The 18883-nt window shown below is 69.0% G+C and carries 17 protein-coding genes; 4 read left to right on the top strand and 13 right to left on the bottom strand.

Annotated features, from left to right (window positions below):
- Positions 1–94: 94 nt before the first annotated feature.
- The 5 genes from VGU65_RS14775 to VGU65_RS14755 form a co-directional block, all read right to left on the bottom strand.
- On the bottom strand, positions 95–1609 hold the full coding sequence (locus VGU65_RS14775) for a Ppx/GppA phosphatase family protein (RefSeq protein ID WP_414655832.1): 1515 nt from the start codon (positions 1607–1609) through the stop codon (positions 95–97).
- A gap of 139 nt (positions 1610–1748) precedes the next feature.
- A complete protein-coding gene (gene ppk1, locus VGU65_RS14770; RefSeq protein WP_327476965.1) occupies positions 1749–3845 on the bottom strand; it encodes a polyphosphate kinase 1 in 2097 nt (698 codons plus the stop codon).
- A 66-nt stretch (positions 3846–3911) separates the two neighbouring features.
- A complete protein-coding gene (gene phoR / locus VGU65_RS14765; protein WP_327476963.1) occupies positions 3912–4970 on the bottom strand; it encodes a phosphate regulon sensor histidine kinase PhoR in 1059 nt (352 codons plus the stop codon).
- A 65-nt stretch (positions 4971–5035) separates the two neighbouring features.
- A complete protein-coding gene (gene phoB / locus VGU65_RS14760; RefSeq protein WP_327476961.1) occupies positions 5036–5725 on the bottom strand; it encodes a phosphate regulon transcriptional regulator PhoB in 690 nt (229 codons plus the stop codon).
- A gap of 167 nt (positions 5726–5892) precedes the next feature.
- On the bottom strand, positions 5893–7509 hold the full coding sequence (locus VGU65_RS14755; RefSeq protein ID WP_327476959.1) for a M48 family metalloprotease: 1617 nt from the start codon (positions 7507–7509) through the stop codon (positions 5893–5895).
- Positions 7510–7637: 128 nt separating this feature from the next.
- Between VGU65_RS14755 and grxC the strand changes: the two genes are divergently transcribed.
- The 3 genes from grxC (at position 7638) to VGU65_RS14740 (ending at position 9515) form a co-directional block, all read left to right on the top strand.
- Positions 7638–7901 (top strand): glutaredoxin 3, encoded by a 264-nt coding sequence (gene grxC / locus VGU65_RS14750; protein WP_327476957.1) that lies wholly within the window; start codon positions 7638–7640, stop codon positions 7899–7901.
- A complete protein-coding gene (locus VGU65_RS14745) occupies positions 7898–8293 on the top strand; it encodes a carboxymuconolactone decarboxylase family protein (RefSeq protein WP_327476955.1) in 396 nt (131 codons plus the stop codon). The genes grxC and VGU65_RS14745 overlap by 4 nt, the downstream gene beginning before the upstream one ends.
- Before the next feature lie 208 nt (positions 8294–8501).
- Positions 8502–9515: an isocitrate dehydrogenase gene (locus VGU65_RS14740; RefSeq protein WP_327476953.1), complete on the top strand. Its 1014-nt coding sequence runs from the start codon at positions 8502–8504 to the stop codon at positions 9513–9515.
- 335 nt (positions 9516–9850) lie between these two features.
- Here VGU65_RS14740 and VGU65_RS14735 read toward each other — a convergent pair whose 3' ends face one another.
- The 6 genes from VGU65_RS14735 to VGU65_RS14710 all read right to left on the bottom strand — a co-directional run bounded on the left by VGU65_RS14735 (position 9851) and on the right by VGU65_RS14710 (position 14947).
- Positions 9851–10312, bottom strand: coding sequence for a carboxymuconolactone decarboxylase family protein (locus VGU65_RS14735; RefSeq protein ID WP_327476951.1), 462 nt, complete (start codon positions 10310–10312; stop codon positions 9851–9853).
- Between the two features lie 41 nt (positions 10313–10353).
- The gene (sigJ, locus tag VGU65_RS14730; RefSeq protein WP_327476949.1) at positions 10354–11256 is read right to left on the bottom strand and encodes an RNA polymerase sigma factor SigJ; all 903 of its coding nucleotides are present in this window, start codon (positions 11254–11256) and stop codon (positions 10354–10356) included.
- A gap of 59 nt (positions 11257–11315) precedes the next feature.
- On the bottom strand, positions 11316–12254 hold the full coding sequence (locus tag VGU65_RS14725) for an aspartyl/asparaginyl beta-hydroxylase domain-containing protein (protein WP_327476947.1): 939 nt from the start codon (positions 12252–12254) through the stop codon (positions 11316–11318).
- Between the two features lie 216 nt (positions 12255–12470).
- On the bottom strand, positions 12471–13379 hold the full coding sequence (locus VGU65_RS14720) for a cation diffusion facilitator family transporter (RefSeq protein WP_327476945.1): 909 nt from the start codon (positions 13377–13379) through the stop codon (positions 12471–12473).
- Positions 13380–13448: 69 nt separating this feature from the next.
- Positions 13449–13964, bottom strand: coding sequence for a Slp family lipoprotein (locus VGU65_RS14715; protein WP_327476944.1), 516 nt, complete (start codon positions 13962–13964; stop codon positions 13449–13451).
- Positions 13965–14026: 62 nt separating this feature from the next.
- Positions 14027–14947: a 23S rRNA (adenine(2030)-N(6))-methyltransferase RlmJ gene (locus VGU65_RS14710; RefSeq protein WP_327476943.1), complete on the bottom strand. Its 921-nt coding sequence runs from the start codon at positions 14945–14947 to the stop codon at positions 14027–14029.
- Positions 14948–15169: 222 nt separating this feature from the next.
- On the opposite strand from VGU65_RS14710, the gene VGU65_RS14705 reads away from it, so the two are divergent.
- Entirely contained in the window at positions 15170–15547 is a 378-nt protein-coding gene (locus tag VGU65_RS14705) for a hypothetical protein (protein WP_327476941.1), read from the top strand.
- 17 nt (positions 15548–15564) lie between these two features.
- Here VGU65_RS14705 and VGU65_RS14700 read toward each other — a convergent pair whose 3' ends face one another.
- Together VGU65_RS14700 and VGU65_RS14695 are read right to left on the bottom strand one after the other, a co-directional pair.
- A complete protein-coding gene (locus tag VGU65_RS14700; protein ID WP_327476939.1) occupies positions 15565–16491 on the bottom strand; it encodes a DMT family transporter in 927 nt (308 codons plus the stop codon).
- A gap of 138 nt (positions 16492–16629) precedes the next feature.
- A complete protein-coding gene (locus VGU65_RS14695) occupies positions 16630–18759 on the bottom strand; it encodes an AsmA family protein (RefSeq protein WP_327476937.1) in 2130 nt (709 codons plus the stop codon).
- Between the last annotated feature and the right edge of the window lie 124 nt (positions 18760–18883).

Here is an 18883-nt window from a genome sequence, read left to right as displayed (position 1 = left end):
AACCTGTGTGGATTGCCCGCATGATACGCGGTGCCGTTGCACGGGCTGAAGCAAGGCCGCGGTCCCTCCCTTGCGAGCGGGCGGGAGGATCCTCTCAGGTGCGCTGGATATCAAGCGTCAGGCCGAGCTCGGCCATCGGCCCCTGTTCCTGCTCCAGGTCGGCTTCGGTCAGCGGATGCTGGTCGAGCCAGTGTGCGGGAATGGCCAGGCGCAGGCGGTGGCTGGTGGCGGTGAGTTTGAGCGGCGGCAGCGACTCGGCGCGGCGGCCGCGGCGGAACAGCACGGCCAGGCGCAGCAGCGCCGTGATATGGCGGGCCAGGGCGCGGTAGCGCTGCGGCAGCACCGAGATCAGCGCCTTGGCCGGCTTGCGCCGGTGCGCCTCGACGACGGCGGCGAGCAGTTGCTGTTCCTGCCGCGAGAAACCGGCCAGATCGGCATGGCGCAGGATGTAGGCGCCGTGGTGATGGTGCTGGCTGTGTGCGATGGCCAAGCCGATCTCGTGTACGCGGGCGGCCCAGGAAAGCCACTCGCGCGCCTCCGCATCGAGCTTCCAGGGACGCACCACCTGGTCGAACAGCGCCAGCGCGGTCGACTCGACGCGGCGCGCCTGCGCACGGTCGACGCCGTAGCGGGTGGCCAGCGCATCGACGCTGTCGGTGCGTGGGTCGCGGCCACCGGCGCGGCCGAGCAGGTCCCACAGCAGGCCTTCGCGCATCGAGCTTTCGCATACGCGCATGTGGCCGATGTCCAGCGCCTCGAAAGCCGCCTCGAAGATCACCACGGCGCCGGCGAACACGGGCGCGCGCTCCTCGGTGAGCCCGGGCAGCCGCAGCAGGTCCATCTGGCCCTGTTCGAGGATCGCCTCGCGCAGCTCGGCCAGGGCATCCAGGGTGACGCCGTCGTCGGTCAGGCCCATCGCCTGGATCACCGCGTCGACCGCCTTGGCGCTGCCGGAGGAGCCGTAGGCGTCCTGCCAGCCCGATTCGCGGAAATCCTCGGCGAACTGCTGCAGCAGCACGCCCACTTCGCTGCGCGCGCGGTTCCAGCGCTTGGGCGTCAGCCGGCCGCCGGGAAAGAACCGCAAGGTCGAGGCGATACAGCCGGCCTGCACGCTCTCGGTGTGCAGTGGCGCCAGCCCACGGCCGATGATGAACTCGGTGCTGCCGCCGCCCACGTCGATCACCAGCCGCGGTTCGCGCGACGCAGGAAGGTCGTGCGCCACGCCAAGGAAGATGAGCCGACCTTCCTCGCGGCCGGAAACGATCTCCACCGGATGGCCCAGCGCCGCCTCGGCGCTGGCGAGGAAGGTGTGTGGCGAGGACAGCCGCCGCACGGTATTGGTGGCCACGGCGCGCACGTTGGCCGACGGCAGGCTTTCGATGCGCTGGCCGAAACGCGCCAGGCTGGCCAGCGCGCGGGCGCGATGGGCGGCGTCCAGCGTGCCGTCCGAGCGCAGGCCGGCGGCCAGGCGCACGGTGTCGCGCAGGCGGTCGATCACGCGCGGCTCGCCGTGCTCCATGCGCGCGACCACCATGTGGAAACTGTTCGAGCCCAGGTCCACGGCCGCGATCAGTTCGCCATCCTTGATGGGTACGGTCTCGGTGATCACGCGGGAAATCCGGAGGGGTAAGCCGGGGATTCTGCCATGCCTGGCGCCCACGGCCGCAGGCACCGCAGGCGACGGCCGACCGCGTGGATCTCGATCCCAGGCGCCAGGCCGAGGGCGCGGCGAGATAGCGGCCGGCGCCTCATCCGCAGATCTTCTCGAGCAGCGTCTGCTGCGCGCTGTGCGGCGGTTGGTTGCCGGGCGTGGCGCGGGTATAGCGGCCGCTCGCGTCCAGCAGCCAGGCCTGGGTATTGTCGGCCAGGCCGTTGGCCAGGGTCTCGTCGAACACGCGCCGGGCCAGCGCCGGGTCGAGGATCGGGAAGGCGACCTCGATGCGGCGCATAAGGTTGCGCCCCATCCAGTCGGCGCTGGCGCAGTAGATCTCGCTCATGCCGTCGTTGGCGAACCAGTACACACGGCTGTGCTCCAGGAACCGCCCCACGATCGAGCGCACGCGGATGCGCTCGGAGATGCCGGGCAGGCCGGGCCTGAGCGTGCAGGCGCCGCGCACGATCAGGTCGATCTCCACGCCGGCCTGCGAGGCCCGGTAGAGGGCCTCGATCACGTGCGCCTCGTTGAGCGCGTTCAGCTTGGCGACGATGCGCGCCGGCTTGCCGGCCAGCGCGTGCGCCGTCTCGCGCTCGATTTTGGCGACCACGCTCTTGTACAGCGTGAAGGGCGAATGCAGCAGGCGCTTGAGGCTGATCACCGAGCCCAGGCCCGAGAGCTGCTGGAAGACCTTGTGCAGGTCTTCGCCGATCTCGGGGTTGGAGGTCATCAGGCCGATATCGGTGTAGAGGCGGCTGTTGGCCTGGTGGTAGTTGCCGGTGGACAGGTGCACGTAGCGGCGCAGCAGGTCGGCCTCGCGGCGCACGATCAGCATCATCTTGGCGTGGGTCTTGTAGCCCACCACGCCGTAGACCACCTGCACGCCGGCCTCCTGCAGCCGCGTGGCCAGCCGGATGTTGGCCTCCTCGTCGAAGCGCGCGCGCAGTTCGATCACCACGGTGACGTCCTTGCCGTTGCGGGCGGCCTCCACCAGCAGGTCGACCAGCGGGGTGTCCTCGCCGGCGCGGTAGAGCGTCTGCTTGATCGCCAGCACGGCGGGATCGGAGGCGGCCTGGCGCAGCAGGTCGACCACCGCGGCGAAGCTTTCGTAGGGGTGGTGCAGCAGCACGTCGCGCTGGCCGATCACCTCGAAAAGGTTGGCCCCGGGACCGATCGCCGCGGGCAGGCGGGGCACGAAACGCGGGAACTTGAGCTCCGGCCGGTCGACCTGGTCGTAGATGCCGCCGGCGCGGATGATGTTGACCGGCCCGTCGCAGCGATACACGTCCGTTTCGTCCAGCTCGAAATTGGCCACCAGCATGGCGGTGATCGCCCTGGGGCAGTCGTTGGCGATCTCCAGCCGCACCGGCCGCGCGTAGCCCCGCCCGAGCAGCTCCTCGCTGAGCGCGTGGGCCAGGTTCTCCACCTCGGCCTCCTCCACGATCAACTCGCTGTTGCGGGTGACGCGGAACTGGTAGGAGCCGACCACCTTGAAGCCGGCGAACATGAGATCGACGAAGGCCTGCAACAGCTCGGCCAGAAACACGAAGTTGTCGCCGCCGCCGCTTACCTCGGCCGGCAGCTTGATGATGCGCGGCAGCGAGCGCGGCGCGCGCACCAGCGCCATGTGGCCCTCGTGGCCGAACGCATCGCGGCCCTGCAGCACCACCGCGATGTTGAGCGTCTTGTTGAGGATGCGCGGAAACGGGTGCGCCGGGTCCAGCCCCAGCGGCGAAAGCACCGGCAGCACCTCGTGCTCGAAATACCCCTGCAGCCACCGCCGCTGCAGCGGCGTCCACTGCCGGCGGGTGAGGAAGCGGATGCCTTCGGCGTCCAGTTGCGGCTTGAGCTGTTCCTGCCAGGTGGCGTACTGCTCGGTGACCAGGTCCAGCGCGCGCGCGCGGATGCGGGTCAGCAGCTCGCCGGAGGACAGCCCGTCGGGTCCTGGCGCGGCCGAGCCGTAGGCGTGGTGGTGCTTGAGCATCGCCACGCGCACCTCGAAGAACTCGTCGAGGTTGTTCGCCACGATACTCAGGTAGCGCAGCCGCTCCAGCAGCGGGGTCTGTGCGTCGCGCGCCATGGCGAGCACGCTGAAATTGAACTCCAGCGCCGCCAGCTCGCGGCTCAGGTACAGCTCCGGCGCGGCCAGGTCGGCGATCGTGGTGGCGGGAGGCGGCAGTTTGCGGGCCATGGATCCCATTCTGGCCGATGCGGCGCGCAAGTACACCCGCTGCGCCCGGGACGGGTAGGGCGGGCTTCAGCCGGGGGTTGGGTCTCCGGCGCCGGATTCAGGCACCAGCAGCCGTTCGGCGCCGAAGTGGCAGGCGAAGGTGGAACCCTTGCCTGGGGTGCTTTCGACGCTGAGCCTTGCCTGGTGCAGGTTGAGCACGTGCTTGACTATTGACAGCCCCAGGCCGGTGCCGCCGGTCTCGCGCGAGCGGCTGGAGGAGACGCGGTAGAAGCGCTCGGTCAATCGCGACAGATGGCCGGCGGGGATGCCGTAGCCGGTGTCGCTGACCGAATACATGGCCCCTTCCGGCGTACGCTGCCAGCGGATGATGATGCTGCCGCCGCTGGGGGTATAGCGCACGGCGTTGCTGACCAGGTTGGAAAGGGCGCTGTGCAGATCCCTGGGCGAGCCGAGCAGGTCGCAGTCGGTTTCGGTTTCGAGGGCGATGCGGTGGCGGCCCTGGCTCAGCGCTTCGGCTTCCTTGCGCACGGTGGCGAGCATGGCGGCCATCGGTACGCGCTCGTCGATCACCTGCTCCTGGGTCTCCAGGCGCGAGAGGGTGAGCAGGTCCTCGACGATCTGGCCCATGCGCTTGGATTGCGCGCGCATCTCGGCGAGCACCGGCGCCAGCGTCGGCACGTCCTCCGGGTCGAGCAGCTCGAGATAGCCGTGGATCACCGTGAGCGGCGTGCGCAGCTCGTGCGAGACGTTGGCGACGAAGTCGCGGCGGATCTGCTCCAGCCGCGTGAGCGGGCTGATGTCGCGCGCCAGCAGCATGCGCTGGCGACGGCCGAACGGCTGGATGGATACGTCCAGATGATCCCCCGGACGGCCGGGCGCCGGTATGTCGTGCAGCGGCACGCGCGCGCCGGAACGCAGCCATGCGGCCAGTTCCGAGCCGTGCAGGCGATCGGACAGCACCACACCGCGGTCGTGACCGCGGCGCAGTCCCAGCAAGGTTTCGGCGGCCTGGTTGAACCAGCGCACGCGCCATGCCTCGTCCAGCAGGACCACGGCGTCGGGCAGGCTGTCGGCTGCGTCGCGCAGGTCGCGCAGGGTGATGGCGAGGCGGCGGGCGCGGGTCATGCGTTCGATCCGGGGCAGCGGTGCGGGAAGGATGGTGCGGCCGGATGACAACGTCGAGTCGGGCCTCAGACGTTGGCCGAGAAACGATAGCCCGATCCGCGCACGGTCTGCACCATCGCATCGAGCTGCCAGGGCTCCAGCGTCTTGCGCAGGCGGCGGATGTGCACGTCGACCGTGCGTTCCTCCACGTACACGCTGCCGCCCCAGACATGGTCGAGCAGCTGCGCGCGGGTGTACACGCGCTCGGCATGGGTCATGAAGAAGTAAAGCAGGCGGTATTCGGTGGGGCCGATCGGCACCGGTTCCTCGCCGGCGAACACACGGTGCGCCGGCCCATCGATGCGCAGCCCGCCAAGCTCCACCATGCCGCTGCCGTCGTCGCCCTGGCTGCGCCTCAGCACCGCCTTGATCCGCGCGATCAGCTCGCGGGTGGAGAACGGCTTGACCACGTAGTCGTCGACGCCCGCTTCGAGGCCGTTGACCCGGTCCATCTCCTCGCCGCGCGCGGTGAGCATGATGATGGGGATTTCACGGCTCAGCTCTTCCTTGCGCAGTCGCCGGGCCAGGTCCAACCCGCTCGTGCCGGGCAGCATCCAGTCCAGCAGGATCAGGTCGGGCACCTGTTCGGCGATGGCAATCTGGGCGGCGCGGGCGTCGGCCGCCGCGACCGCCTCCATGTCGGCCTTGCGCAGGGCGAAGGCGACCATGTCGCGGATCGAGGCTTCGTCTTCGACGATGAGGATGCGCTTGTGCACGCGGTTTGGGCCTGGCCTGTGACGGGCGTATTGCAATGGGGCAATGTTACGCGGGGATGACATGCCGTGCGAAAGCCGGCCTTCTCGCGACGGGCCGTCGACATCTCGCCCAAGGGCGCGCCGCCTGCTGGCACCTTCCCTCGCGCCGCGGGGGACCCGAATCGAGGTTACTGGCTTCGCCCGTCCGGGTTGTCGACGGTCTGGATCTTGCGCTTGCGCAGCTCAAGCACCAGCGGAGTGAGCTCGGCGATGCGGGCCTGGATGCGTGCCCGGGCGTAGTAGTCCAGGTCCTCGCGCTTGAGCAGGCGCTTCAACTGTTCCATGGCGTCGAACGGCCGGCCGGACAGGTAACTGGCATCGGCAAAGGCCTCGCCGGCGCGGACGTGGTCGCCGGCCTTGTCGCTCGCGCGCGCGTAGCTCATATAGACGTCCGGCTCGTCGGCGTCGTCCAGCAGAGGGCGCAACAAGGATGCGGCGGCGGTGGCCTGGGCGGTGTCCCCGCCGGCGGTCAGCGCCTTGGCGTAGGCCAGTGCCACCGCGCGGTTGCGCGGCGAGCGCCCGTTGAGGCGCGCGTAGCGGGAGAGTGCGTCGGCGCGCTGGCCGGCCTGCAACTGTGCGTCCGCCATCGCCAGTCCGAGCACGAGGCTGTCCGGATGCGCGGCCAGCAGCGGCTGAAGCTGGCCGATCGCCTGCGTACCTGAGCCGGCGCGGGTCAGTGCCAGCGCGTAGCCGTAGCGGTTGGCCGGCGTGTCGAAGCCGGGCATCTTGAAGCTGGCGCCGTAGTATTGGACCAGCTTAGGGGCGTCGCCGGCCAGTACGCGGGTGCGCTCGCGCATCAGCGCGTAGGTATCCAGGCCGCTCTTGGGCGCGGCGATGGAGAGCACGGTGGGGTCCTTCACGTAGGCGATCGGCGCAGTGGTCTTTTCCCATTGGCTGCGCACCAGGGTGGAGCCGCTCGGGCGCATCTTCTGCTGAGCGACAAGGGCGCCGGCACGCGATTTGGCGTCGCTGATGCGCGAGAGCGTCACCGGATGAGTCTGCAGCAGTTCGGGCACGTCGGTGCCGCCGGCGCCGGCGCGCAGGGTGTCCTGCATGCGCTCGAAGAAGCTGGCCATGGCGGTGGGGTCGAAGCCGGCATTGGCCAGCGTCTGGATCCCCACGCGGTCGGCCTCGATCTCATCCTTGCGGGTGAAATTGATCGATTTCTGCGCGATCAGGCCCTGGCCGGCCGCCAAGACGGCTATCGGCGAATCGCCGCTGTGCGAGCCGGCGCCCGCGGCGATTGCGCCCAGCAGCACCAGCGCCATCAGCGGAGCGTCCTTTTTCGAATCCTCGAAGGCGCGCTGCAGGTGGTTCTGCGTGATGTGGCCGATCTCGTGGGCGATCACGCCGGCCAGCTCGCTTTCGCTGCGGGTGATCGCGATCAGGCCGGAGTTCACCGCGATGTAGCCGCCCGGTGCGGCGAAGGCGTTGATCTCCGGGTCCTTCACGATGACGAAGGTGAAGTGGTCCTTGGGCTTGTCGCTGCCGGCCACCAGCCGGTAGCCCAGATCGTTGAGGTAGTCGTCCAGCAGCGGGTCGTCCACCACCATGTCCAGCGAGCGCATCTGCCGCAGCATGGCGGCGCCGTAGTCCCTGGCGTCCTGCGGCGAGATCAGCGAATCGGCCGAGCTGCCCAGATCGGGCAGGCGGATGTCCTCCTGCGCGCCGGCGCCGAAGGCGAGGCAGGCGCAGATCAGCGTTGTCAGCAGGCGGGGGACGAAGCGTCGTGGTGCCATGGCCATAGGTGGGCGACAATACATCAACTCAAAGACCATCCGCGGCGTCGTCGGTTCATTGTCCGTCGGCTTGCAAACGTCCGCCGCGTACCCCATCTGGGGTGGTCAGTTTTCCAGTTGCCGGAGCATCCGCAATGCCCAAGATCGAGGTCTATTCCACGGCCGTGTGCCCGTACTGCGTGGCCGCCAAGAACCTGCTCAAGTCCAAGGGGCTTGAGTGGAGCGAGGTGCGCGTGGATGCCGACCCGGCGCAGCGGGAGCTGATGCTCCAGCGCAGCGGCGGGCGCCGCACCGTGCCGCAGATCTTCATCAACGACCGGCACGTGGGCGGCTACGACGACCTGGTCGCCGCCGACCGCAGCGGCAAGCTCAAGCAACTGCTGGACGAAGCCGCATGAGCGGCGCCGACCAGAGCAAGGACCGCGTGGCGGAGTTCACCGCGTTCCGCCAGCGCATGAACGAGCGCATTCTGGCCGAGGACAACCAGGTGGTGCGTCGCTTCTTCGCGCTGGACACGCAGACCTACAAGCCCGGCGCGCTCGACGTGAAGACCAAGGAACTGCTGGGCCTGGTCGCCTCGATGGTACTGCGCTGCGACGATTGCATCGCCTACCACGTGGCTCAGTGCAAGGACGCCGGCGTCACCCGCGAGGAATTCTTCGAGACCTTCAGCGTGGGGCTGGTGGTCGGCGGATCGATCGTGATCCCGCACCTGCGCCGCGCGGTCGATTTCCTGGACCAGCTCGAAGGCGGCGTCGCCGCCGGCACCGCCTGCGCAGACCACGCCTGAATCCGCGGCGCCGGCGCGAGCCGGCGCCGTCATCGGGGTACGGCTCGGCGCCGGGCGCTGCGAAGAAACGCAACGCTCCGTGCGAGGATTTGCAACGCGCCGGTGGGTGCCGCGTGCTGCGGGCACGGGCCTGCATCGGCGATAATGGGACTCTTTGGCGCGCGCAATCCCCGCCGCGTGCCCGCGACCTGTCCTCGAGGAGCTTCCCATGAGCAACACCATCGCCGTGATTCCGGGTGACGGCATCGGCCCGGAAATCATGACCGCCACCCTGCGCGTGCTCGATGCGCTGGATTGCGGCCTCACCTACGACTACGTCGACGCCGGCATGGTGGCGCTGGAGAAGCACGGCGATCTGCTGCCCAAGGCGACGCTGGAAAAGATCGCCGAGCACAGGATCGCTCTGAAGGGCCCGCTGACCACGCCGATCGGCGGCGGTTTTACCTCGGTCAACGTGACCCTGCGCCGTCATTTCGACTTGTACGCCAACGTGCGCCCGGCGACCAGCTTTCCGGGCACCAAGGCGCGCTACGAGAACATCGACATCATCACCGTGCGCGAGAACACCGAGGGCGCCTATCTCGCCGAAGGCCAGAGCGTGTCCGAGGACGGCGAGATCGCCACCTCGATGGTGCGCGTGACCCGCAAGGGCAGCGCGCGCATCGTGCGCTACGCCTTCGAGATGGCGGTCAGGAAGGGCCGCAAGAAGGTCACGGCGGTGCACAAGGCCAACATCATCAAGACCGCTTCGGGCATGTTCCTGAACGTGGCGCGCGAGATCGCCAAGGAATACCCGCAGATCGAGTTCAACGAGATGATCGTGGACAACACCTGCATGCAGCTGGTGATGAAGCCCGAGCAGTTCGACGTGATCGTGACCACCAACCTGTTCGGCGACATCCTGTCGGACCTGTGCGCCGGACTGGTCGGGGGCCTGGGCCTGGCCCCGGGCGACAACATCGGCGAGCACGCGGCCATTTTCGAAGCGGTCCACGGTTCGGCGCCGGACATCGCCGGCAAGGGCATCGCCAACCCCTGCGCGCTGCTGCTGGCGGCGGCCGACATGCTCGATCACCTGGGGATGGTCGATAAGGGCACTCGCCTGCGCAACGCCATCCGCGACACCATGGCCAACGACCATGACCGGGTCACGCCGGACCTGGGCGGCCGGGGCAACACGCAGAGCTTCGGCGAGGCGATCGCCAAGCGCGTGAAGGGCTGAGGCCCACGATCCCGCTTCATGGTTCCATCGAAGGCCGCGGCATCCCCCGCGGCCTTCGACTTTCTGGGCGCCAGCCCGGCCGCTGGCATGGTGCGGCCGCGCTCCGCGGCGTCCCGAATGCCCGACCGGCTCGCCGCGAAGAACAGCGAGACGAGCAGCACGGCGGCCGGCCGTTGCCAGCGCATGGACGTGGGTTGATGCATGGCGTCCTCCTCGCATGTGACGAGGAGGGCAGGATGGCCGTGCAGCCTGGGGAAGGCGCCCGGTCCGGCCGGAACGGACGCGCCGGACGTGCGATCCGGCAGGACCGGTTCGGGCTGCAGCGCTCGGCAGGCTCAGCCGTGCTGGCCGGGCTTGTAGCTCCCGCCGATCGTGCGGGCGGCAATGTTGATGCGGTTCCAGCTGTTGATCGTCACCACCAGCAGGGTCAGGTCGACCAGCGATTCCTCGTCGAAATGCTGCCGCGCCCTTTCGTAGAGCGCGTCCGATACCGCCTCGTGCGAGTTCAGCTCGGTCAGCTCCTCGGCCCAGGCCAGGGCGATGCGCTCGCGCTCGCTGAACAGCGTGGTCTCGCGCCAGGCCGGCAGCACGTACAGGCGCTGCTCGGTTTCCCCGGCGGCGCGGGCATCCTTGCTGTGCATGTCCAGGCAGTAGGCGCAGCCGTTGATCTGCGAGACGCGCATGAGGACCAGGTCCATCAGGCGCGGCTCCAGGCGGCCGGCGGCGTGGATCTGCTTGCCGAGTTCGACCAGCGGCATCATCGAGCGGTAGTGGCGTTGGATGGCGAAACGGGACATGGCGGACTCCTCGGATTGAAGGGCGGCCCGCAGCGGGCCGTTCAATGCAAGGACGCCAGGGCCCTGCTTTTCGTGACCGCCGCCAGGCGGGCCAGCTTGCCGGGGTGGCGCAAGGCAAGCGTGGCGGTGATGTGGTCGCCTTCGCATTCGATCCAGGTCGCGCTGGCCAGCGTGTCGCCGATCCAGGACAGCAGTACGGGTTCGCCGTTGAGCTCCACGATGGTGAGACGCACGTCGGGTCGCGAGTAGAAGCGGGTGGCGATCTGCGTGTAGAGACGGGCCAGCCGGTCGGCACCCTGCAAGGGGCGCAGGACGGCCCGCACGATGCCGCCGCCATCGGAAATGGCGATCGCGTCTTCGGCAAACAGCGCGCGCAGCGATTCCAGGTCCGGCTGCTTCATTGCCTCTATGAAGCGCCGCAGCATGCGTTGCCTGGTCGGCCCATCCACGCTGAAGCGTGGCCGCCCTTCGCGCAGGCGGGTCCTCGCGCGGTGCACGCGCTGGCGGCAGGCGTCCTCATGGATGCCGAGGATCGCGGCGGCCTCGGCATGGCTGTAGTCGAACACCTCGTTCAGCAGAAAGGCCGCGCGCTCGTCCGGGCTCAGCCGTTCGAGCAGCAGCAGGAAGGACAGGGTGATCGTTTCGCCACGCTCGAGCTCGTCCTCGGGACGTTCTGCATCCGGCACCAGCGGTTCGGGCAGCCAGGGGCCGGTGTAGTGCGCTCGCTCGGACTTGGCGCGGCGCAGGCGGTCCAGCGCCAGGCGCGTGGTCACGGTGACCAGCCAGGCCTCGGGATCGTCCAGTGCGGCGGTGTCCTGCGCGTGCCAGCGCAGCCAGGCGTCGTGTAAAACGTCTTCGGCATCGGCCGGCGTGCCAAGCATGCGATAGGCCAGCCCGAACAGGCGTGGGCGATGTCGCTGGAAGAGGGCGGTCTGGGCATCCATGGACGTTCTCCGGTGGGATACGGCCAGGACGCGCGGCCGGCGCGGAATGTGACCGGCCTTCAGCGCACCAGCGGCCAGGGCGCCAGGAACACCAGCCAGATCAGCAGCACGATGCCGGCGTACTTCAAGCCCCGGAACAGCTTGGGGTGGCGCCGCTTGAAGGCCTTGCTGCGCTCGCGCCCACGCTGGTTGAGCGCGAACATGCGGTTGACGAAGCCGACCTTCTCGCTGTCGGCGTTGGGGGAGGCGGTGATGCGGCCCATGAACGCGCCGACGCGATGGTTGAGCGCGCTCATCCAGCGCGTGCGCAGCGGGCGCTCGACGTCGGCGAACAGGATCACGCGGGTCTGGTCGGTGTTGTTCTCCACCCAGTGGACGTAGGTCTCGTCGAACACCACGTCTTTGCCGTCGCCCCAGGCATGTTCCTCGCCGTCGACGAAGATGCGGCAGTCGCGCGAGTTGGGCGTGATCAGGCCCAGGTGGTAGCGCAGGGAGCCGGCGAACGGATCGCGGTGCGGGTTGAGCTTGCTGTGCGGCGCCAGCGTGGCGAACATCGCCGCCTTGATGCTGGGGATTGCCCGGAGCAGTTCCACCGTTCTCGGGCATAGCGCTTCGGCCGAGGCGAGCGGCTCGCCGTACCACTTCAGGTAAAAGCGCTTCCAGCCCTGCTTGAAGAAGCTGTTGAAGCTGGCGTCGTTGTGCTTCTCGGCGGCGCGGATGTAACCCTCGTCGAACAGGTGCAGGGCTTCCTCGCGGATGGTCTGCCAGTTGGCCTGCAACAGGTCCAGCTGCGGGAAGCCGCGACGGTCCAGGATCGGACGTGCCGGTACCGCGGAGAATGCGTACATCATCAGGTTGTATGGCGCGAAGATCGCCGAGTGGTCGACCAGCTGGCGGTCGAACCGCAGCCGCGCCCGTCCGCGCAGGTGCACCAGCAGCACGCAGAACGCGAACAGCAGGAGCAGCAGCAGGACGATCAGGCGGGGGGTGAGGATCATGGGACCGGGTCGCGGCTGGGGCGGTTCATTCTACGCTGGCGCGAATGGTCAGGCGGAGCCAAGTCTGGCTCCCGCTCCCCTTCGGGGAAAGGGCTGGAGTGAGGGGGACTTTTTTTGCGGGATGTTTAGACCGAAGCGCGGGTCTGATGCGGTTTCCCGCGAGCCCCGGCCCCACACCTCAATCCTCTTCCGGGAAGGGAAACGAAGAAGATCGAGCTAATCCGTCAGATCCGGCTCGAAGAAGCTCCAGCGGACTTCCGGGAACTGCGCCTTCATCGCCCGCTCGACGACGTTGATGGCCTCGATCAGCGCGCGGTCGCTGGCGCACGGTTCCATCCTGGCCTTGATCGACACCATCACGTCGGCGCCCATCTGCAGGGTAATCAGATTGAGCACCTGCGCCACCTCCGGTCGGTTGTGCAGGAAGGCCTGCAGTTCGGCCCGGCGCCGCGGCTCGACGCCCTGCCCGATCAGCAGCGCCTTCACCTCGATCGCCAGCGCCACCGCAACCATCACCAGCAGCGCGCCGATCGCGACGGTACCCATCGCGTCGAACACCAGGTTGCCGGTGAGCATGGTCGCGCCCACCGCCAGCGCGGCCAGGCACAGGCCGATCAGCGCTGCCAGGTCCTCGCCGAAGATCACCAAGAGTTCGCTGGAGCGAGTCTGACGGAACCATGTCCACAGGTTCTGCTCGCCGCGCGCCTTGTCGACCTCATGCATGCAGCCGCGCATCGAGATGCCTTCGGCGACGATGCCGAAGGCCAGCACGCCAAGCGCCAGCCACGGCCACTTCAGCGGTTCGGGGTGGCTGAGCTTGTGCACGCCCTCGTAGACCGAGAACATGCCGCCCACGCTGAACAGCAGAATCGCCACCAGGAACGACCAGAAGTACAGCGCGCGGCCCCAGCCCAGCGGGTACTCGTCCGAGGGCGGCCGCTTGGACTGGCGCATGCCCAGCAGCAACAGCCCCTGGTTGCCGCAATCGGCCAGCGAATGCACCGCCTCCGCCAGCATTGCGCCCGAGCCGGTCAGGAGCGCGGCCACCAGCTTGGCGAGGAAGATCGAGAAGTTGGCGCCGAGCGCGAGGAAGATCGCCTTGAGCGAATTGGCGTGGCCGGACATGCGTGGGTCCCTGCGAGTGGCCGGTCGGTTTATGGTCGGAGAAGGCGACCCTGTGGAGGTTCCGCCGCGTCAACGGATGCCGACGCCTACGCCTACCCCGAAGTGCACGTTGTTCTTGCCCTTGTTCATCTCGTCGGCGGTCCACACATGCGATTGCCCCACCTGCACCAGCGGGAACACGTAGTCGGCCTGGCCCACTTTGCCCGCACGGCTGCCGTTTAGCTGGCCGCTCACGGTGATCAGGCCGCCGGCCGGATAGTCCAGCGACTCGACGTAGCCGGGCATCACCGCGATGAAGCGACCGCTTCCGCTGTCGTTGGCGCGCGGACGCTGCGAGCTGTCCAGCGGATAGGCCAGGATCTCCACCTCGCTGTGGTCGGCCAGGTTGTTGACGCCGACGATGCGGCCGCCCCAGATCACCGGGCGGTTGGCGAACTGCTCGGGCGATTGCGCGACCTGGGACGGCGGGGCGCTTATCGCGTCGGGCGCGGCCTTGTAGATCGGCGCGGGCGCACAGGCGGCAAGGGCGAGCAACGTTACCGGCAGTGCCGAACGAAAGACGATATAAGCGAGGCGGATGCGCATGGCGGGCTCCTGACCTTGGCGAAAGGGCGGCCGCGGCAGGCGGCCGCGGTTGCGCAGCGAGCTTAGCGGCGACCGCGTGAACGCGATAGCGGCGGCGGGGACGGCGTGGCGGTTTCTTCGGCGAGCCAGTCCAGCCGCCATTGGGCCGGGTGTTCCTGCGAGAGCAGCCGGGCCAGCGCGCGCAAGGGCTCGCGCAAGGCCTCATCGAGCTTCCATGGCGCGTTGAGGATGGCCATGCCCGAGCCGTTGAGGCGCAACGGCGAATCGTCCGGATGCACCAGCAGCTCGGCGCGCAGCACGCGACGCGCACCGCAGTGGCCAAGCCAGCGCAGGAACGGCTGCACCTGGCTGCGCAGCTTGATCGGATACCACACGGCATAGACGCCGGTCGGCCAGCGCGCGAGAGCGGCCTTCAACGCCTGCTCGATCAGCCGGTACTCCGCTTCCTGCGCCTCGTAGGGCGGATCGATCAGCACCAGGCCGCGCTTTTCCTTCGGCGGCAGCAGTGCGCCGAGCGCCTCGTAGCCGTCGCGCTGGTGTACGTGGATGCGCCTGTCGTGGTGGAACAGCTCGCGCAATCGCGCGGCTTCCTCCGGGTGCAGTTCGCACAGTTGCACGCTGTCGGTGTCGCGCATGGCGAGCGCCGCCTGCATGGGCGAGCCCGGATAGAGCTTGGAACCGTGCTCGTTGCCGGGCAACGCGAGCAGGCCGTCCAGCCAGCGCCGCAGCAGCGGCGGCAGCGCGCCGCCTGCTTCGGCGTGGGGGCCGACATCGGGAAACAGCAGCCGGCCCACGCCTTCGCGCCACTCGCCGGTCTTCTGCGCCTCCTTGCCTTCCAGCGCATAGCAGCCGCTGCCCGCGTGCGTGTCGATGACGGCGAACGGCGTGGGCTTGGCCTTGAGCGCCTCGATCAGCGCGGACAGCACGACGTGCTTGAGGACGTCGGCGAAGTTGCCGGCGTGGTAGGCATGGCGATAGTTCATCGCACAAGTATAGAGGCGCGCCGGGTCCCGCCAGGCCCGAGCCGTACGCGCGCTGACAGGCCGTGCCCGGCTTCACGGCAAGGCGTCGTGCCGGTCACGGGCGGCCAACGGCGGCTACCGCAGCGTGCGTGAGGGAAGGATCCGACGACTCTTCCGTTGCCTGCCCCGGGCCGACGGCTGCGCGTTTCCGGCCGGAGTGCCACCACGAACAGGAGATCAGCGATGAACGTTTCCAAGGCAAGCATCACCCTGGCCGGCGCAGTGGCCCTGGCGCTGGCGGGCAGCGCCCTCGCGCAGAGCGCCGGCACGGCCGGCTCGGCGCAGAGCAGCCAGCAGCAGAGCAGCCAGACCCAGAGCCAGGACCAGAACGGCATGCAGCGCGGCAGCACCAACGCCAACGGCAGCATGAACTCCAATGGGAGCACGAACCCCAGTGCCAGAATGGGTGGCAGCGGCAACATGAGTGGCAATGGCAGCAATTCGGGCAGCTGGAACAACGCCGGCTCCAGCACCGGCCAGGGCGATACCCAGAGCAAGCACCGCACGCAAAAGGGACACAAGAACAGCAACAGCACGACCGACAGCTCCTACGGGCACTGAGGCACCGGGGGCATTGCTCACTCGGCGGTGCCGTGCCCCTCGCTGACGGCCAATTGCTCGGCGCGGGCCGGCTCGCCGCGGCGGCCAAGCCACGGGTGGGCGAACACGGCGGCCAGGATCACCGCCACGCCGCCATAGAAGGTCCAGCCCAGTTCGCGCTGCTCGCCCAGCAGCAGCGCGGCCAGCACGATCGCGTAGACCGGCTCGAGATTGGTCACCATCTGGGTGCCGAAGGCGCTCAGGTGGCGCAGGGCGACCAGCGCCAGCGCGAACGGCAGCAGCGTGCAGCCGAAAGACAGCAGCACCAGCAGTGTCGCGTCATGCGGGCCCGGCAGCGCGAACGCCGACCCGGCATGCGGCAGCCACGGCACCAGCAGGCTGAGGAACAACGTGCCGGTGCCCAGTTCCAGGCAGGTGACGGTCAGCGGATCGCCGTGCTCTACCAGCCGCTTGTTGCAGGCGCTGAACAGCGCCACCAGCAGCGCCGAGGCGGTGCCCACCACCAGCCCGAGCCGCATCGTGCCCGGTACGCCGCCGACTACCAGCGCCACGCCCGGCACCACCGCCACGCCGAGCAGCAGCTCGCGCGGATCGAAGCGGCGGCGCGCGATCCACGGCTCGACGAAGGCCAGGAATACCGGCCCCAGCGCGATGCAGGTGGCGCCCACCGAGGCATTGGAAAGCTTGATCGCCGCATAGAAGGTGAGCCAGTGCAGCGACACCAGTACGCCGATGCCGGCGTAGGCAAGCTTGAGTCGGTTCGGCATCGCGCGCAGCCCGCGCCATACGCGCGGCATCGCCAGCAGCGCCAGCGTCACCAGCAGCATGCGCCACCACACCAGCGCCGAGGCCGGCAGCGTGATCGCCTTGCCCAGGATCGCGGTGAAACCCCACAGCAACACGCAGAAGTGGATCTGCAAACGGGCCTTGGCAGTGGCTTGCATGGGGACGGCGAGTGCGGGAGATCGGCGCATTCTAGCCCGTGCGCGCCGTACGCTTTGCAGGTTTGGAACTCGTTTCGCGCTTTGCCCCTTTCCCCCGGAGCCGAACGGGGCTGATCGGCAGGGCTGGAATGTCCTTACTCAGCGGGAGCCGGCGTTCTTCCTGCCCAGCGCCTGCAAGGTGGCGCGGCAGGTGTTGTCGCCTTCGTTCCTGTCCTGGCTGGGTACGACCAGCGCGAGCAGCGCCGCGGCCGGGGCCGCGACCACCCCCAGCGCCACCGCGCCGGCGCCACGGGCCAGCAGCGGCCCCTTCTGCACGCCCACGTCCGGATGCTTGAGCGTGCCGCGCACGTAGAGCGGCGAGCGCAGCGAGAAGACGCGCAGGCCCTTGGTGTGCGGCTTCACGGTGAGGTCGAGCTTCTCGCTGCCCATGTCCACCGTGCCATCCATGTTGACCAGCGCGTCGGGCGTGTCGAACACGAACAGGCGCACGTCGAACAGGCCGTTCCTGGCGCCCAGGTCCGCCGCGGCGCAATTGATCTGTACGGTCTGGTCGCCGAACAACTTGCCGATGACGATGTTGCCCACGTTGAGGCCGGCGGTTTCGAGCAGCGTCTTGCTGATCGCACCGTCGTTCATCACCAGCCGCACCTGGCCGTCGGCGCTGCCGGCCAGTGCGGCGACGGAATTGCCCTGTGCGCCGAGCTGCACCTCGCCGTTGATCTCGCCCAGGCTGCTGCGCATGGTCTGCACGTTGGGGAAAAGCTGCTTGAGCTTGAGGTGCCGCGCGGAAAGATCCAGCCGGCCCTGCATCGGTGCCTTGCCGCCGTCGAGCCGCAGCGCGCCCTGCACCTGGCCGCCGGCGAGGCCGAAGCGCAGCGGCTCGAGCGTGAGCTTGCCCGCGTCCATCACGATGTGGGTCTGCAGCGCGTCGAGCGGCACCGCCTTGTCGCGCACGATGCGCTCGCCGCTGAAGCCGACGTCCGCATCCATCGCGCGCCAGCGGTCGGTGCGGAACGGCTCGACCGGCAGCAGCTTGTCGGGCGGCTGCGGCGTGGCGTCGCCGCGCTGCTGCTTGTGCGCACTGGAATCGGCGCCGACCAGCACTCCCAGGTCGGCGAAGCGCAGCAGCCTCGAGCGCAGGGTGCCGCTCAGTTTCGGGCGCGCGCCGCCGGTGTCGAAGGCCACGTCGCCGCCGATGTCGCTGTCGCCGACGCGGCCGTGGAAATGCCGGTAGCTGAAATGGTTGCCGCGCGTGCTGTCCAGGGTCGCCTGGAGATGACCCTCGGTGGCATAGGGCGGCGTGTCGGGCAGGGTGACGCCGGTATACGGGTACAGCGTCGCCATGCTCGGCCCGGAGAGCCACAGCCGCAGGTCCAGTGCACCCAGCTCGAGCGGGTCGGTGAGCGTGCCGACCAACGCGACGCGGCTGCGGCCCAGTTGCACGTCGGCCTGCAGGGGGAAGGGGCTTCCGCCGCCGCGCAGCGCGAGCACGCCGCCGGTGCGTCCATCGCCCTTCACCGGCGCGCCCTTGTAGCGCCCTTCGGCGTGCCAGCCGAACATGTAGTCGGCGGCGCCGTGCTGGCCGACCGCGGTATCGCTCTGGTCGGTCGGCGCCAGCGCTTTCTTCGCGGTTGCGCCCATGGCCTGGCCGACGTGCTCGCGCGCGGACTGCGACTGCTGCGCCACGATCTGGTCGTAGGGGATCGCGCCTTGCAGCGGTGTCACCGTCACCGTCAGGCGGCTCGCCGTCTGCGCGTCGTCCAGCGTGACGGTGCCGCGGTCGAAGCCGATCGCGCCCAGTTCCAGCTTCCACGCCGACGGCGCGCCGCCCTGCGGCAAGGTGAAGGTCCAGCTCGCGCGGCCCTGCCGGTCGCGTTCCAGGTCCACCGCCGGCTGCACCAGCTGCAGCGTGGGCACGTCGATGCGGTGCGCGAACAGCGGCAGCGGCGCGAGCTCGAAGCGCAGCGACTGCAAGGTGGCGAACTGCGGCCGGCTCGCCCAGGGCGGGTTGCCGATGGCGATGTCACGCGCGGTGAACTGCGGCCACGGCAGCCAGGCGTGCCAGCCGCCGAGCGCCGGATCGCGCCGCCACGCCAGGCTGAGGTCGCCGCGGATCGCGAACGGCCGGCCGATCGCCTGGCTCATTTTGTCGTCGATGAAGGGCTTGAGCCGGTTCCAGTCGAACAGCGCCACCGCGATTACCAGCAGCACGGTCAGGCCCGCCAGCACGCCGGCGATCCAGTGCCCAAGTTTGAAGCGGTGCGTCATTCACCGCGCCCGGGTCGGCGGCGCCAAACGGCGTCGGTACCTGCTTAACGGCAGCGGCGAGAAAATTTCGTCGTCGGGGCGGCCAGGGCTTCATGCCCGAACAGGCAGGCGGCCCTCGCCACGT

Source organism: Frateuria sp. (genome assembly GCF_035943815.1).
Taxonomy (GTDB): Bacteria; Pseudomonadota; Gammaproteobacteria; order Xanthomonadales; family Rhodanobacteraceae; genus Frateuria_A.
The sequence above is the reverse complement of the archived record's forward strand: the minus strand, read 5'-3'. Positions and strand labels throughout refer to the sequence as shown.